General features: G+C 31.4%; 11 protein-coding genes. 10 read left to right on the top strand and 1 reads right to left on the bottom strand.

All coding sequences use genetic code 11. The annotated features are described in order from the left end of the window. The first annotated feature begins 188 nt into the window (after window positions 1-188). The 8 genes from U0D62_RS14520 to U0D62_RS14485 all read left to right on the top strand — a co-directional run bounded on the left by U0D62_RS14520 (window position 189) and on the right by U0D62_RS14485 (window position 9,676). On the top strand, window positions 189-2,672 hold the full coding sequence (locus U0D62_RS14520; protein ID WP_322288029.1) for a T9SS type A sorting domain-containing protein: 2,484 nt from the start codon (window positions 189-191) through the stop codon (window positions 2,670-2,672). A gap of 113 nt (window positions 2,673-2,785) precedes the next feature. Next, window positions 2,786-3,217 carry a hypothetical protein gene (locus U0D62_RS14515; RefSeq protein ID WP_322288028.1) on the top strand — a complete coding sequence of 144 codons (432 nt, stop codon included), beginning with the start codon at window positions 2,786-2,788 and terminating at the stop codon, window positions 3,215-3,217. Window positions 3,218-3,467: 250 nt separating this feature from the next. Further along, window positions 3,468-4,928: a CapA family protein gene (locus tag U0D62_RS14510; RefSeq protein WP_322288027.1), complete on the top strand. Its 1,461-nt coding sequence runs from the start codon at window positions 3,468-3,470 to the stop codon at window positions 4,926-4,928. After that, window positions 4,918-7,320, top strand: coding sequence for a DUF3160 domain-containing protein (locus U0D62_RS14505; RefSeq protein WP_322288026.1), 2,403 nt, complete (start codon window positions 4,918-4,920; stop codon window positions 7,318-7,320). The genes U0D62_RS14510 and U0D62_RS14505 overlap by 11 nt, the downstream gene beginning before the upstream one ends. Before the next feature lie 94 nt (window positions 7,321-7,414). Next, window positions 7,415-8,383, top strand: a complete 969-nt coding sequence (locus U0D62_RS14500) for an NAD(P)-dependent alcohol dehydrogenase (protein WP_322288025.1) — start codon at window positions 7,415-7,417, stop codon at window positions 8,381-8,383. 152 nt (window positions 8,384-8,535) lie between these two features. Then, on the top strand, window positions 8,536-9,033 hold the full coding sequence (locus U0D62_RS14495; protein WP_322288024.1) for a hypothetical protein: 498 nt from the start codon (window positions 8,536-8,538) through the stop codon (window positions 9,031-9,033). Between the two features lie 19 nt (window positions 9,034-9,052). Continuing rightward, window positions 9,053-9,217 carry a hypothetical protein gene (locus tag U0D62_RS14490; RefSeq protein WP_322288023.1) on the top strand — a complete coding sequence of 55 codons (165 nt, stop codon included), beginning with the start codon at window positions 9,053-9,055 and terminating at the stop codon, window positions 9,215-9,217. A gap of 87 nt (window positions 9,218-9,304) precedes the next feature. Beyond that, window positions 9,305-9,676 carry a VOC family protein gene (locus U0D62_RS14485; protein ID WP_322288022.1) on the top strand — a complete coding sequence of 124 codons (372 nt, stop codon included), beginning with the start codon at window positions 9,305-9,307 and terminating at the stop codon, window positions 9,674-9,676. A gap of 114 nt (window positions 9,677-9,790) precedes the next feature. Here the strand turns inward: U0D62_RS14485 and U0D62_RS14480 are convergent, their stop codons facing one another. Beyond that, window positions 9,791-10,303, bottom strand: a complete 513-nt coding sequence (locus U0D62_RS14480) for a C40 family peptidase (RefSeq protein ID WP_322288021.1) — start codon at window positions 10,301-10,303, stop codon at window positions 9,791-9,793. 228 nt (window positions 10,304-10,531) lie between these two features. Between U0D62_RS14480 and U0D62_RS14475 the strand changes: the two genes are divergently transcribed. Continuing rightward, window positions 10,532-12,754 (top strand): tetratricopeptide repeat-containing hybrid sensor histidine kinase/response regulator, encoded by a 2,223-nt coding sequence (locus U0D62_RS14475; RefSeq protein WP_322288020.1) that lies wholly within the window; start codon window positions 10,532-10,534, stop codon window positions 12,752-12,754. Window positions 12,755-13,120: 366 nt separating this feature from the next. Next, window positions 13,121-15,358 (top strand): tetratricopeptide repeat-containing hybrid sensor histidine kinase/response regulator, encoded by a 2,238-nt coding sequence (locus U0D62_RS14470; protein WP_322288019.1) that lies wholly within the window; start codon window positions 13,121-13,123, stop codon window positions 15,356-15,358. Window position 15,359: the final 1 nt, after the last annotated feature.

The raw sequence follows: 15,359 nt of genomic DNA, 5'->3' as shown, positions 1-15,359 counted from the left end.
TAAAAAAGTTGTTAAAAAAATTAGGGTTTCCAACTTTGAAACTGTCTAATAGTAAAACCCATTCTTGTAAAAACATCAAATTATGTTTTAATGAAGAGTGATTTTTAAAAGAATCTCATGAGTTCTTGTCATTAAAATAAACAGCTTAAACAGTGAACAATTTACTTATCCAAAAATTGAACTAACTTATGAAAAAGGTATCCTTGTCATTGCTATTATGTATAGCTTCTTTTATTTCTACAGCACAAGACTGGAGGCAACAAACATTTGAAGAAGGAAGTAATTATTTTGATATTGTTAAAAATCAAAAAGAAAAACTTTCTGCGATTCGTTCAAGTAAACAAAGATCAGATGTTAAACAAATTAAACAATTCGAAAGATGGGCTTACTATTGGGAAACACGTATAAACGATGATGGGACTTTTCCTAATCCAATGCAGGCTTATCACGAATGGAACAACTATCAAAAAACTCATAAAACTCAAAAAAGTTCATTACTAGCTCCTTGGACTATTTTTGGTCCAACTGTAATACCAGAATCGACAGTAGGATTTTATGCAGGTATGGGACGATTAAATGTTGTAACATTTAACCCTTCAAATACTAATGAGATATGGGTAGGTTCGCCAGGTGGTGGAGTATGGAGATCTGATGACTCTGGTGCAACCTGGACTCCTAAAGGTGATGACGTGCCTAATATGGGAGTGTCAGATTTAGTTTTTGATCCTTCAAACCCAGATACAATGTACATGTCAACAGGTGATTTTGATGGAGGAGATAACAACTCTATAGGAGTTTTAAAATCTACTGATCACGGTGAAACCTGGGTAACTACAGGATTAAACTACGATGTAACCCAATCAAGAAGGATAGGGCATCTTTTAATAGATCCAAACAATACTAGTACGATTTTTGCAACAACTAGTAACGGAATCTTTAAATCTACAGATGGGGGAGCAAACTGGGCGCTTAAATCTTTAGCTAGAGGTTTTAATGATATAGTATATAAGGCAGGAAGCGCAACGACTTTATTTGCAACAGAATCTGGACAGACTAAATTTTATATATCTACTGATAATGGTGAGAACTGGACAGAATCCTCTTCTGGTTTAACGAATAATGGAAAATTGGACATCGCTACTACAGCGGCAGATCCAGAATTTCTTATGGCTCTAAATCGAGGAACTGTTTTTAAATCCACTAATGGAGGTACTTCTTGGAGTACATCAACGGTACCGCCAACCTTAAGTACACAAGGAGGATATAATCAAACAATTATAATAGCCCCTAATAATAAAGACCTTATTCTTTTAGGTGGAGTTGATGGATGGAGAAGTACTAATGGAGGAACTTCTTGGGTAAAATATTTAGATGGATACTGGGAATCGGGACAACCATTCTTTTATGTTCATTCAGATCATCACGATTTAGAATTTTTACCAGGTAGTAATACCGAAGTATTTTCTGCAAATGATGGAGGATTGTTTAAAGGAGATATCACATCAGATAATGCTTGGACTGATCTTTCTTCTGGGCTAGCAATAACCCAGTATTATAAAATTGCAGGAACCCCTCAAAATTCAGCTTTTATATTAGGTGGAGCACAGGATAATGATGTAACACATTTTGATGGAACAAATTGGAATAATAGAAATTATGGTTCGGATGGAGTAGAAGCACTATGGAATTATAGTAATTCTGATATAGCCTATGGATGTAGTCAATTTGGGACTATTCAGCGTACAACGGATGCTTGGGCCACAAACCCTACTCGTTTAAGTACTCCAGGAGGAGCGAGATTTGTATGGCCTTTAGAAATAAGCCCAACAGATCCAAATACAATCTATGGAGGATTTGGTAAGGTATATAAGTCTAACAATCAAGGAAATATTTGGGATAATTTAAATTCTCCTGGATCTTCTCCTAGAGCAATTACAATAGCACCATCAAATGATCAGGTGATTTATACTACAGATGGATCTGGAGTATATATGACAACTAATGGAGGAACTAATTGGAGTACCTTAACTCTACCAAGTGTTGGAACGGTAACTAGTATTGCCATAAACTCAACAGATCCAACTGAAGTATATATTTGTTATGGAGGATACAATAATGGTAATAAAGTGTTTAAGTCTACAGATAGCGGCGCTAACTGGACAAATATATCTGGAACACTGCCTAACTTGCCTGCAAACAAGGTACTGTATTTAACAGGAGGAGATGGAGACTTATTTTTAGGAACAGATGTAGGTGTGTTTCATAAAGATAATGATGCTGCTGATTGGCAGGTACTAGGTACTGGAATTCCTAATGTTATTGTTAATGACTTAGAAGTACATTATGGAACAGGTAAATTAAGAGCTGCTACCTATGGACGTGGGATTTGGGAAACATCAATTGCTCCATTGATTTTAGGAGTAAGAGATTTTGAAGATAATGTTCTTACCATATCTCCAAACCCAACTAGAGGTAAATTCTCTATCCAATTAGAAGATATCGAAGGAGAATCTGAAATAACAGTGTACAATATTATCGGTGGAGTAGTTAAGTATTTTAAAACTAAAGAATTACGATCCGATATCGACATCTCTCGTTTTAGTGCCGGAATCTATCTGGTAAATCTTAAAAATGGAGGTAAACAAACTACAAAAAAACTTATACTCAATTAACAGTTATTATTTTAGTGGTTTATTCTTGGCTCATCCTGATTGGTCTTATTTGATTAGTCGGGATGAGTTTTTATTAAAAAAAGATGTTTTTTCTTTAACATAATTAATGAATTATGAAACCTTTTAAATACATATTAGTAGTACTTGCTATGATAACGATCTCTTCTTGTAAGAGTGAATTAGAAATAATATCAGCGATCAAGGAAACTATAATTCCAGGGGCTCCAACGGCAGAATCTTATGTTCAATATATTATACGATTCAAAAATCTAAATGAAGAAGTTGTAGAAATTAACAATGTCGATTTGCCTGGATCAAATCTACAAAAAGAAGATATCACATTTGGTATGTTAAAAATGGATACCAGAGAAAGTGTTTCTAAAATTGAAAGTAAAGGAGAATATGAATTAATTATAAGACCCAATCAGAGCGAAAATATAATTTCTGATGAAAACAACAAAGTCGTAATTACTTATACCATAAATTCGATAGAAAGTAAAATTACTATAAACTCATTTGAGAAAAAAACTACCCGAAGACGTTGATCCTTTCTATTTAACTACTCGCCTTATGAATACATAAAACATTAATAATTTAGATGTGTTTAGAAGATTTGTTTTGTGATACGTAAAAATAACATACTTCATCTTTCACTATATTCAGAGTTGCACATAAGGGGTTGATATAATAACTTTACATCTTTAGATTATAATATTAAGCAAGTAGAAAAATCTTTTTCCGTTGTTTATTTATATTATACAGTATATTACCTATGGCTAAAAGCCAAATCTTCTTATGAAAGAAATAGATAGCTATACGATACTTAAAAAGTGTTTTTTTATATTAATATTAGGTGTTGTTTTATGTTCTTGTCAAAAAGATAAATCAGCAATGAATCTGTTATTTGCTGGAGATGTAATTTTAGATAGAGGTGTTAAGGATGAGATGAAATTATATGGAGATAGCCTATTAATAAATTCACTAAAAAGTGCAGGGCAAAAAGATTTCTTTATCCTTAATTATGAAGGTGTTTTTACTAACTCTGTCGAATCACAAAAAGACACTTTTAATTTTAAAGCTCTTCAAAATAAAGCTTCTCTTTTATATAAAGGAGGTGTTACCCATGTTTCTGTAGCCAATAATCACAGTTATGATTTTAAGAAAGATGGATTTAAGCAAACGGTAGAAACTTTGATAGAAAATGATTTAGTACCATTAGGAGAACTGTGTCAACCAAAAATACTACAAAAGAAAGCGTATAAAAGTGCTGTTTTATCTGTTTCATTAACTACACATAATGAGTTACTATGTATTTCATCTGTAGAAAAGCTAAAACAAAGCGTAGAAAATTTTATCGCCCAATACCCAGAAATACCTTTGATTGTATTTATTCATTGGGGATTAGAATTGCAACCTAGCCCAGAGAATTGGCAAAAAAACCTAGCTAAAGAACTTGTGCATCTTGGTGTTGATGGTATTATAGGGCATCACCCTCACGTGGTTCAAACTGTCGAGTTTATTGATGAAAAACCAATCTTCTATAGTGTAGGTAACTATATTGCAGATGCATATTTACCTAATACAAATAAAGCATATACCGTTACCCTTACAATTGCAGATGAGATTACAGATATAAAAATTCAACCAATATTAATCCAAAGATATTTTCCAGAGTTTGTAAATGCTAATGATCAGTTGTCCTATATTAAAGAATTCCTTTCCTTTTCAGATAATGTTTGTGCTCTGCAGCAAAAAGACGGTTGGTTGATAAAACCTATAGAACAAATAAATTTTCAAGAAGAAACAAATCTTTGGGTGTTTGTTGCTGACAATAAATTATTGGCAATAAAAAAGTTGTTGTCGGGATCGTATTCGTTAAAACAATATGTGTCAAAAAATATAACAACTACTATTAGTTTACACGGAGGATTATCTGAAATACAATTTTCAGATATTAACAATGACGGTGTAACAGATATTCTTCTTGGTATTAGTAAAAAAGTGAAATTTGACCCTGTATTAAAAAAAAGAATTAATATCTATACATATAAACAGCACCGTATACAACCACTTTGGTTAGGTACAAAATTCATTCACGATGTGGTGAACTTTGATACCCGTAAAATTGACGATATTAACTATCTCACGACTTTAGAAAAGGACCATAATGGAGAAAAACATCATAGGATATATCAGTGGGATGATTTTGGCTTTGCACTAACCACATTTAATCAAATCAATACTAATGAAAACTAATTCAATTTTATTTTATCTTATACTTAGTGTATTGCTTTTTGCTAATTGTAATAAGAAACAAAAAGAGAATGATACTACTCCGCAAAAAGAAGTAAATAAAACTCGTGATAAAGATTCTGAACAAGAAGAGAAAACACTGAGTAATGCAGATAAAATAGGTTTAGAAGCTTATTATGAATTACCGCACATAAAAGAGTTTTACGATTGGATGGAAATGGAATATACCCCTTTAGAAGAGTTGAACTATCCTAAAGATTTGTCTGTCTTACCTTATGATGAATTGAGATTATTGAGAAATGAGATTTATGCGCGTAATGGTCATTTATTTAGTGATGGGTTCTTAAGAGGACATTTTAATCAATTTAAGTGGTATATGCCTATTTTTGAAGTAGATGATTTTGAAGTAATGTTAAGTGCAGAAGAAGAAACTCTAGTCAATAAAATTTTAGCTGAAGAAGCTAGAAGAAAAGGGCAAAAAATGAAGGAGAAAGAGGGGTTGCAGTTATATAATGCTGATTTGATTGTCAATAAAAAACAATTTGCAGAGATTTCAGAAAAGATACTTGAGGATTTTAAAAACCAAAATTTCAGTATTGTTTCAGCCAATAGGGCAATGCCATTCTATGCTTATGATGAGAATGCATATCAGTATATTCCTCATTATATCACTACAGATCTTTATTTATTTATACTACATAAGTATTTCTCAAAAAGTATCGAAAAACTAGATGAGAATTATATGCAAAATCAACTTAAAAACATCCTAAAAGGGGTTTCTGGGGAATTAAATAAACTCTTAGATATAGAAGGTCAATTTCAACCAATAATAGAATGGACACAGATGTATAATGCTTTAGCGCAATATGCCATTGGTGATACATCATCTGTTATACCTTCAGGATATCAAGAGATATTTAATGAAGAAAAAAATAAGATAAATGCATTAGCAGGAAAACCTTCTTTTATAGAAAATACTTTCGTTAATTATAAGGAGTTAAAACCTAGAGGGCATTATACAAAAAATGATACTTTACAAAAATATTTCAGGGCGTTTAAATGGATCAGCTTAAACGGGATTTCTCTTAAGAATGATCAAGAACTCAAAGGCTTAATTTTATTTGCACACCTAATAAAAAATAACAAAAGACTACTTAAACAATACGAAGACTATGTTGCTGTAATGGAGAAATTAGCTGGACAGGAGGATAATTTATCACTTACAGATGTTATAAATATAATATCGATAGATAATAGTCTTGAAGAGGCTCTTTCTGATAGTAATATGACATCAATCAGAAAAAAGTTGGACGCATTAGATAAAGAAAAGATTAAAAGAGTATTTGGCGAAACCTTTAAAACAGAAGAAAGGGATAATAAAAGGGTATATTTCTTGTCCAGTACGTATTCTATAAGCGGCGATATTTTTTCGAAACTTGTTCATGTAGATGGAGAAAAATCAAAGAGACCTTTTCCTTCGGGATTAGATGTTCCTGCTGTATTTAACAACAAAATGGCACAGAGTATTCTAACTAATGAATACCAGGTAGATGCAAGATGGCCAGAATATTTAACAAGGTTAAAAAATCTGCAAGATCAGTTCAAAGATTTTGATGACTGGGACCATAACTATGGTTATAAAGGAGTTCAGACTGCTTTAGCATCAAATGCAGAAAAGGATAATTATCCAGATTTTATGAAAACAGATGCCTATAATCGAAAAGAATTATCTACTTCTTTAGCGTCTTGGACACACATAAAACATGATTTGATTTTGTATCAAGAAAAACCTTTTGCTGCAGAAGCAGGTCAAGGAGGAGGTCCAGAACCTCCAAAACATTATAGTTATGTAGAACCTAACCTGGAGTTTTGGGATACAGCTATAGAATTGGTAAACTGGTTAGAAACGCTTTCAGAATTTGAATCTTCATATGGAGATGAATTAAAGGAGATCAAAGCAGTAGGAGAAAAGTTAAGAAATGCAGCATATAAACAGCTTGAAGGAAAACAACTAACCAGTGATGAACACGCAGAATTACATTATATAGGTGGAACAATAGAATATATACTTTTTGGATTGTTAGAAACAGATCACCTTCCAGAAAGAGAAAGTTCTATGGCATTGATAGCAGATGTATATGTTTATAATAACAAAAATCTAAATGTAGCTGTTGGGCATGCAGATGATATTTATACAATAGTACCAATCAAGGGAGAATATTATATTGCTCGTGGATCAGTATTCTCATATTACGAGTTTACCGGCCAAATATATAATGATGAAGAATGGAGAGCAAAAATTAAGAATAATAACGCTCCTGAAAGACCTATGTGGATCAAGCCAATAATAAATGAAGTAAAACCTTTAAAAGGACAAATGCAATTTAGATACTAAAAAATTGATTATTAGTGATTTGTGTTTTTGTGTCTTCTAAGGTTATTGTAACGAATCTTATACGAATTCGTCATGTTTATAAACAAAAAGACACATGAAAGCTGCAGTCTATCAAAAATATGGCACGACCGAAGTATTAAGAATACAGCAAGTAGAAAAACCAGTACCAAAAGATAATGAAGTACTTGTAAAAGTCAATGCTGCTTCTGTTAATTCCTGGGATTGGGATTTGTTACGAGGTAAACCTTTTGTGGTAAGATTAGCAGGAGGTGGTCTGTTTTCTCCAAAAAAACATATACTAGGATGTGATATTGCAGGAAAGATAGAAGCAATTGGCAAAAATGTAAAGCAATTTAAAATAGGGGATGAAGTATTTGGCGATATCTCTCAATGTGGATGGGGCGGTTTTGCTCAATATGTTTGTACTAAAGAAAATTCTTTGATACACAAACCAGCAGAGATTACTTTTGAAACTGCTGCTGCCATACCTCAGGCTGGAGTGATGGCTTATCAAGGAATCTATGACTACGGAAGAGTAAAATCAGGACAAAAAATATTGATTAATGGTGCTGGAGGAGGAGTAGGAACCTTTGCCATACAAATGGCTAAATCTTGTGGTGCTCATGTTACTGGAGTGGACAGCAAGCATAAGTTTGATATAATGAAATCTATCGGAGCAGATCATACTATCAATTATAAACAAGAAGATTGTACAAAAACTGGGCAACAATATGATTTAATTCTTGATGTTGTCGGACATCATTCGATTTACGATTTTAAAAGAGCATTACTGCCAGGAGGAACCTACCGTATGATAGGAGGGCATACTAATCTTATATTTCAATCACTATTGGTAGGACCGTTGATTTCAATTATTACAAATAAAACTATGGGTATACTTGCTCACGAGCCTAATAAGAATTTAGATACAATACTTACACTTATTAAAACTGGGCAAATTACGCCAATAGTAGATCAATTATTCCCTCTAGAAAAGACAGCAGAAGCTCTAGAATATCTTGGTAACGGCGGGGTAAAAGGAAAGATAGTAATCACCATGTAAAGAAATCCAACATCTTCTTTATGTATTAACAATTTGGTTTCAAAAAAGGAATCAGTATCTTTAAAACATACTCCCTAAATATCTCAACGTCATCATTGTTTAATTATAATAAAAAAACATAGTGCTTTTTTAACATAAAGATTAATATAATCATGGAGTCAGGAATAATTACCGGGATTGTTGCATCTGGAGTAACCTTGTTTGGAGTATTACTCAATTGGTATCTTTCAATTCAAAATAAAAAAAAAGAGATTGAACAAAAAGAATATCAATTTCTTTTAGAAAACTTAAAAGAATTCTGGAATACTCAAAACAGATTATATTCTGAAACTTTAAAAGTTACTTCAGAACTTGTATTAAGTAATGAAATTAGATCTGAAAAATATTTGGAAAACTATAATAGATTCTGGGAGTTGTACTGGGCAGAGCTGCCGACTTGTGAGAGTAGAGAAGTAGAATCAGCAATGGTAAGAATTAAAGATTTGATTCATGAAAAAAAGCATATAAAAGATGGTGAAGAATATAAACTCGAAGATTTAAGAAAACCTATGAAATCGGCACTTCTTAATCTGTCAAAAGCAGTGAGAGATTCTTCAATTCTCTTAGAGTACTCTGAATCTATTAAGAATAAGTTTAAAGAAAGTAGTTAATATAAGTAAATAAATATTTATGAAATTAGATTTTAAGAACCTGAAAAATGTTACTATTCTTGAAAAGAAAGAACAAAAATTGATTTCTGGAGGAAATGAACCTTCTTGGCATTATAACTGCTACCCAACATACTCCTTAGATAGTAATTTAATGGATGACTGTTATTGGGAATTTTATGAATGATCAATTATATTTTTTGAATAAACAAAGTAATGTTCTATAGTATCTTTTTGATATATAAAACTAGATAAACCTTTTAAAAGCACACACATGAAATTAGGAGCATTTTCAATAAGTCTTAATGTTAAAGATATTAAGGCATCAAAATCATTTTATGAAAAACTTGGTTTTACCGTATTTGCCGGCGACATCGAAAGGAACTATCTCATTATGAAAAATGAAGACTCACTTATCGGTTTGTTTCAAGGTATGTTTGAAGATAATATTCTAACATTTAATCCAGGTTGGGATCAAAATGCCAATACATTAGATTCTTTTGATGATGTTAGAGATATTCAACGACATTTAAAGGCAGAAAAGATTAAACTGGATAGAGAGGCAGACGAAACTACAACTGGTCCAGCAAGTATTGTATTGATAGATCCTGATGGAAACCCTGTATTGATCGATCAGCATATTTAACAGGCATTGTATTGTACTAATAACTTTGAAATAATCTTCAAACCAACTTTTTATTTATTTAAAAGAGGGTTGTGTGGCTTATAATAGAAAAGTTGGGTATAAAACAATGTGGATTTATAAAACTCTTTTGATACCAACAAAACAGTTATTCCAGTATCGTTCATTAAGACTGGAGACTGTTACCCCTTTAGAGACAGAAGCATGTATGAATTTTACTTCTCCTCGGGTGGCTACAACCAGCCCTACATGATTGATAACATTTTTGTTTTTATTTGTCTTAAAAAATAATAGATCTCCAACAGCAACTTTTTTTAATGATATTGATTTGCCCTGTGTAGACATTGCTCTGGAAGTGCGTGGCAATATAACCTCTTCTTTTTTAAACGAAGTATAGATCAAACCAGAACAATCCATTCCTTTTCTGGTAGTGCCACCATATTTGTATTTAGTACCATCAAAAGTCATAGCGTAGTTTATTATACGCTTTATTTTTTTTGGAGTTTTTTCTACAGGTTTAGAAACACGTTTTGAATTTTTAGAAATAACTACAGCATTCTTTTTTTTCGAGCTTCCGCAAGAAGATAAGATCATAGTTACAAGTAGGAGTAAAAAAGCAGATTTTTTCATAATGGGTTTATAACAAAGTACGTGTTTTTAAACAATATTTTCAAAAAAATTGAAGTATCGAACAAAACATTTCTACCTTCAAAACATCAAAAATCATCTTTTTATTCTAGTAAAAAGCAATTGTTAATCTCTATAATTGTGGTTTTCATCGTTTTTATGTGCGGGGATGAAGTAAAAGACAATATATTTTAATATCTTATAAGTAGCATATTGATCAATATTTTTTGAATGAAACTACTAATACCCCAAAATATTATATACATTTTGACATGGGTTTTCTGTGCAACTAATTGTTTTTTGGCGGCTCAAACTTCTAATCTGGAAAAAGTAAGTTCAGATAGTATTAGAGGGTTGTTGGAAAAAAGCTGGATACCGTTTTCGCAAGTCTCAAAAGATGGAAAAAGCCAGGAAGTACATATTTTGGAGCTAGCAGAAAATTTAGCCCAGGAAAGTACCGATCCTTATATTAAGATAGAAGTAAATAGAAGAATGATAGAGTTCTATCTAAGTAAAGGAGATACAATACAAGTCGAAAAATATTTAAAAAAGAATCTGGAGCTTGTTACCAAATTAGATAATAAACGACAATTGGGATTGTATTATGAAGATGTAGGTGTCCATAAATCTATGAGTGGTCATAAAGAAGAAGGATACGTCGCTTATATAAAAGCAGAAAAGTTGCTTAGAGAGCACGGAGAAATGGAAGATGTAATAGATATTAACTATAATCTTAGTGCGCGATATCTAAAAATTAAGGATTGGAATAAAGCTATTGAACATGCATTAAGATCCCTGAATGCAGTTCAAAAAACAGAAGTAAAACAGGATAGACGAAGAAACTTATATTTATTTTTAGCAGAAGGCTATACGAATTTAGAGAGGTACGAAGATGTTGAGAATTGTTTTGCAAAGATTAAAGAAGAAGAATCTGAGTATGCTAATGATTTGTACTTTATTGCAAAACTCTTTTATCAAAAAGGATTTTACTATGAAAAAATAGGAGATTATAAACAATCTTCTTCTTTTTATAATCAGTCTTCTAATGCTTTTTTAGAATATAATCGGCAGAGAACAAGAGAAGTAAGTACAGCTCTTGTTTTAGCTAATGAATTAAATTTAAAAGAAGAAGAAAACAGAAGGATTAAAATAGAGAACGAACTTAATGTTGAACAGGTAAGAAATCGAGGATTTATCATTTTAATAGGGATAATGATTATTCTGGCTTTACTGTTAATTAGTCTCTTTCAGTATAAAACTTCATCATATAAAACTAAAGTCAATAAGCTATTAAAGAAAAATTATAAAAAAATAGTTGCAGCCAATAAAAAGGTAGATAAAGCTTTGCAAGCAAAATCAGAATTTCTGGATTCAGTTACACACGAATTACTAACCCCGTTAAACACAATAAAAGGAACAACATTTTTACTTCAAAAAGAAGAGCTGTCAGTAGAGCAAGAGAATCAGATAAAACTTATTAATGTATCTAGCGATTATTTGTTAAATCTTATTAATGATGTAATTCATCTTAATGATCTTGAAAAGGGAGAGTTGGCATTACAAAAAAAGGAATTTGATTTAAAAGCATTGATCAATAATTTGATTGATTCTTCTTTGATTATGAAGAAAGAAAAGACCAAGATTCACAGGTCTATAGATGATGATATCCCTGATAAATTACAAGGAGATGTACTGAAGGTTTCTCAAATTTTTTTAAATATATTGGATAATGCTTTAAAGTTCACAAAAAAAGGTGATATCCATATTGAAGTATTACTGTTGTCAAGGGAAGAGAATAAGGCCAAGGTTACCTTTTTAATAAAAGATACTGGTATAGGAATGTCTGAAAAACAACAAAACAAGGTGTTCGAAGTATTTAATCAAGGGTCTGTAAAAATAAATAGAGAGTTTGGGGGAACAGGGTTGGGGTTATCAATTGCAAAGAAAATATTAAGCCTTACTGGAAATAAGATATCTCTCAAGTCAGAAGTGGGAAAAGGAACTTCTGTATTTTATACTATGGATTTTGATCTTTTTGAAGGAGAAGAAAAAGTTGAGGCAGAGGTAAATAAAATAGTTGATAAGCCTGATAAAGAAATACGTATTTTATTGGTAGAAGATAATAAGGTTAACCAGTTTATGACAAAAAAAATCTTAGATAATTATGGTTTTAACTGTGAAACTTCAAATGATGGAAAAGAAGCTGTTGAGATGGTCGAAAAAAACACATATTCGCTAATCCTTATGGATATTATGATGCCGGTAATGGATGGTTTTGAAGCTACCAAATACATAAAGAGCTTTAATGCAGATATCCCGGTAATTGCATTAACTGCAATATCAGAAGGGTTGCATAAAGATAAATTTAATGAAGTAGGGATATATACGGTGCTTAATAAACCAGTAAATCCAATTTTACTGTATCAAACAATCGTAAATCATTGTCCCATATAAGTATCTCCTTTCATAGACGAAAATGAAACCTTTAGCTTAACAAAGTATTTAAATAATTAGTACCAGAAACCTATGGTATAACTAAAATACTTATTGCAAAAAAGGAATTAATACGTCTAAAACAATAATACCTTACTAATTTCACTTGTACAATAATGAGTTAAAAGAAAACTACGGGGTAACTATCTTTTTATTATGGCATTAAAGTAAAAAAACAATATGATTTTAACATAATTTTAATATCTTTTTAGCCTATTACCTCATAATTACATCTTTTTAATGGAATCAAAGACATTTATAGTACTACTTTTTTTCTCTTTTAATCTTACCGTGTCCATTTACAATAGCCCGAAGAGCAATATAAGCTTGGCAAAGGAGGAAAGAAATTTTGAAAAGCTGTGTCATTTTTTTAAGGAACAAAAAGAAGAAAGTAAAATCCAAAGAGAACGTTTTGACAATCAGCAGGAAGAACATCAGGTACTTAAGGATAGTGTAAAGAAAATTTTAGAAATATCCTCAAAGCATTTAAAAAGAGTGTCATTATCAGATCCTAAACACAATAAAGGTGTAGAATTATTGGATAAAGCTGAAGGTTTGGCAAAGAAGATAGATGACCCAAGCTTGACAATGTTGGTCAATCGTCATAAAATGAATTATTTTTTAGTTATGAATGATACTATTATGGTATCTGAATACTTGGATAAAAACCTTAAACTTATAGAGCAGACAGGAGATAATAGAGAGTTAGGGTTGTATTATGAATTTTTGTCGGTTTTTAAAAACATTCAAAACAAAATAGATGAAGGAGTTTTAGCAATAAAAAAAGCCGAAGAATTATTAAGAATACATGGAGAAACCAAAGATTTAATAGATGTCAATTACAACCTTTGTATGCTATATAAAGATAAGAGAGAATGGGATGCATCTATAGTTCATGCTCTTAAATCTTTAGAAGCAATTGATAAAGTTGGTATAAAAGAAGATAGAAAAAAACATTTGTATCTGTTTTTGGCAGAATGTTATATCAGGAAAAGAAAGCTAAAAGAAGTAAAAGATTGTTTTGAGAAGATCGAAAATGATAAGCTTTACAAGGAAGATGATCCTCTTTATAACGGTTATTTAAATCAGTTAAAAGGGATGTATTACAAAGAATCTAATGATCTTCTGAAGTCTATTCAATATTATGAAAAAGCAGCATACGATTTTTATCTAAATGGTAACAAAAGAAGCAAAGAAATTAGTAATTCACTTGTTTTGGCAAATAAGCTAGCGCTTAAAGAAGAGGAAAATAAGAGAATCTGGATAGAAAATGAACTAAAGGAAGAACAGATAACTAGTAGAGGCTATATTATTTTGTTGGGGATCATTGCAATTTTAGGTTTAATTGTTTTTGGGAGCATACAGTATAGAATATCTTTATTTAAGACTAAAGTTAATAAACAACTAAAAAAGAACTATCGCAAATTGGTTAAAGCTAATAAAGGAGTAGATAAAGCATTGAAAGTCAAATCCGAATTTTTAGATGCTGTAACACACGAGCTGTTAACCCCTCTTAATACTATCAAAGGAACTACATTTTTATTACAAAAAGAAAAACTCTCAAGTCAGCAGGAAAATCAAATAAAACTGATTAATGTGTCCAGTGACCACCTGCTAGACCTTATCAACGATGTGATTCATTTTAACGAATTAGAAAAAGGGGAAGTTACATTTAAGAAAGAAAAAATTAATCTTAAAATCTTAATAAATAACCTTATAGATTCGTCATCATTTATGCGACAGAATGATAATGTTATACATAGAAATATCGATGAAAAAATTCCGGTTACACTTTATGGAGATGTACTAAGAACTTCGCAAGTCTTTCTAAATGTATTTGATAATGCTTTGAAGTTTACCAAAAAGGGAAATATATATGTAGATGCATTATTGTCTTCCAGGGAAGAGGGTAAAGTTAAAATTGATTTTTCAATAAAAGATACAGGTATTGGAATGTCATCAAAGCAAATAAGTAAAGTGTTTGAGGCATTTAATCAGGGCTCTGTCAAAATAAATAGAAAATATGGAGGGACGGGTCTGGGATTGTCTATAGCTAAAAAGATATTAGGATTTAATGGAGATGATATATCCTTAAAATCAGAAGAAGGAAAAGGAACTTCTGTATTGTATACTATGAACTTTGATCTTTTCAAAGAAAAAGAGACAGAAACAAAAAGAAATCAGGTAATGGATGAGCTGGACAGAGAAGTCCGGGTTTTATTGGTAGAGGATAATAAAGTAAACCAGTTGATGACACAAAAAATACTACAAGATTATGGCTTTGTTTGTGAAACTTCTAATGATGGTAGGGAAGCTGTTGCTATGGTTGAAAATAATAAATATTGTATAATACTGATGGATATCATGATGCCTGTTATGGATGGTTTTGAAGCTACCAGACGAATAAAAAGTTTGGAGCCAAATGTTCCGGTAATTGGACTAACTGCAGTATCCGAAGAGTTACACAAAGAAAAATTTAACGAAGTGGGTATATATGCTGTACTTGGTAAACCGGTTAATCCAACCTTATTGTATCAAACCATCGTAAACCATTGCCAGATCTAAA

The organism is Aquimarina callyspongiae (genome assembly GCF_034322225.1).
Lineage (GTDB): Bacteria > Bacteroidota > Bacteroidia > Flavobacteriales > Flavobacteriaceae > Aquimarina.
Note: the sequence above shows the minus strand (reverse complement) of the source record. Positions and strands in the feature narration are given on the sequence as shown.

Coding starts and splice junctions, on each gene's coding strand:
- U0D62_RS14500 (WP_322288025.1), top strand. CDS start 7,415: ATGAAAGCTGCAGTCTATCAAAAATATGGCACGACCGAAGTATTAAGA.
- U0D62_RS14485 (WP_322288022.1), top strand. CDS start 9,305: ATGAAATTAGGAGCATTTTCAATAAGTCTTAATGTTAAAGATATTAAG.
- U0D62_RS14475 (WP_322288020.1), top strand. CDS start 10,532: ATGAAACTACTAATACCCCAAAATATTATATACATTTTGACATGGGTT.
- U0D62_RS14515 (WP_322288028.1), top strand. CDS start 2,786: ATGAAACCTTTTAAATACATATTAGTAGTACTTGCTATGATAACGATC.
- U0D62_RS14520 (WP_322288029.1), top strand. CDS start 189: ATGAAAAAGGTATCCTTGTCATTGCTATTATGTATAGCTTCTTTTATT.
- U0D62_RS14480 (WP_322288021.1), bottom strand. CDS start 10,303: ATGAAAAAATCTGCTTTTTTACTCCTACTTGTAACTATGATCTTATCT.
- U0D62_RS14505 (WP_322288026.1), top strand. CDS start 4,918: ATGAAAACTAATTCAATTTTATTTTATCTTATACTTAGTGTATTGCTT.
- U0D62_RS14510 (WP_322288027.1), top strand. CDS start 3,468: ATGAAAGAAATAGATAGCTATACGATACTTAAAAAGTGTTTTTTTATA.
- U0D62_RS14490 (WP_322288023.1), top strand. CDS start 9,053: ATGAAATTAGATTTTAAGAACCTGAAAAATGTTACTATTCTTGAAAAG.
- U0D62_RS14495 (WP_322288024.1), top strand. CDS start 8,536: ATGGAGTCAGGAATAATTACCGGGATTGTTGCATCTGGAGTAACCTTG.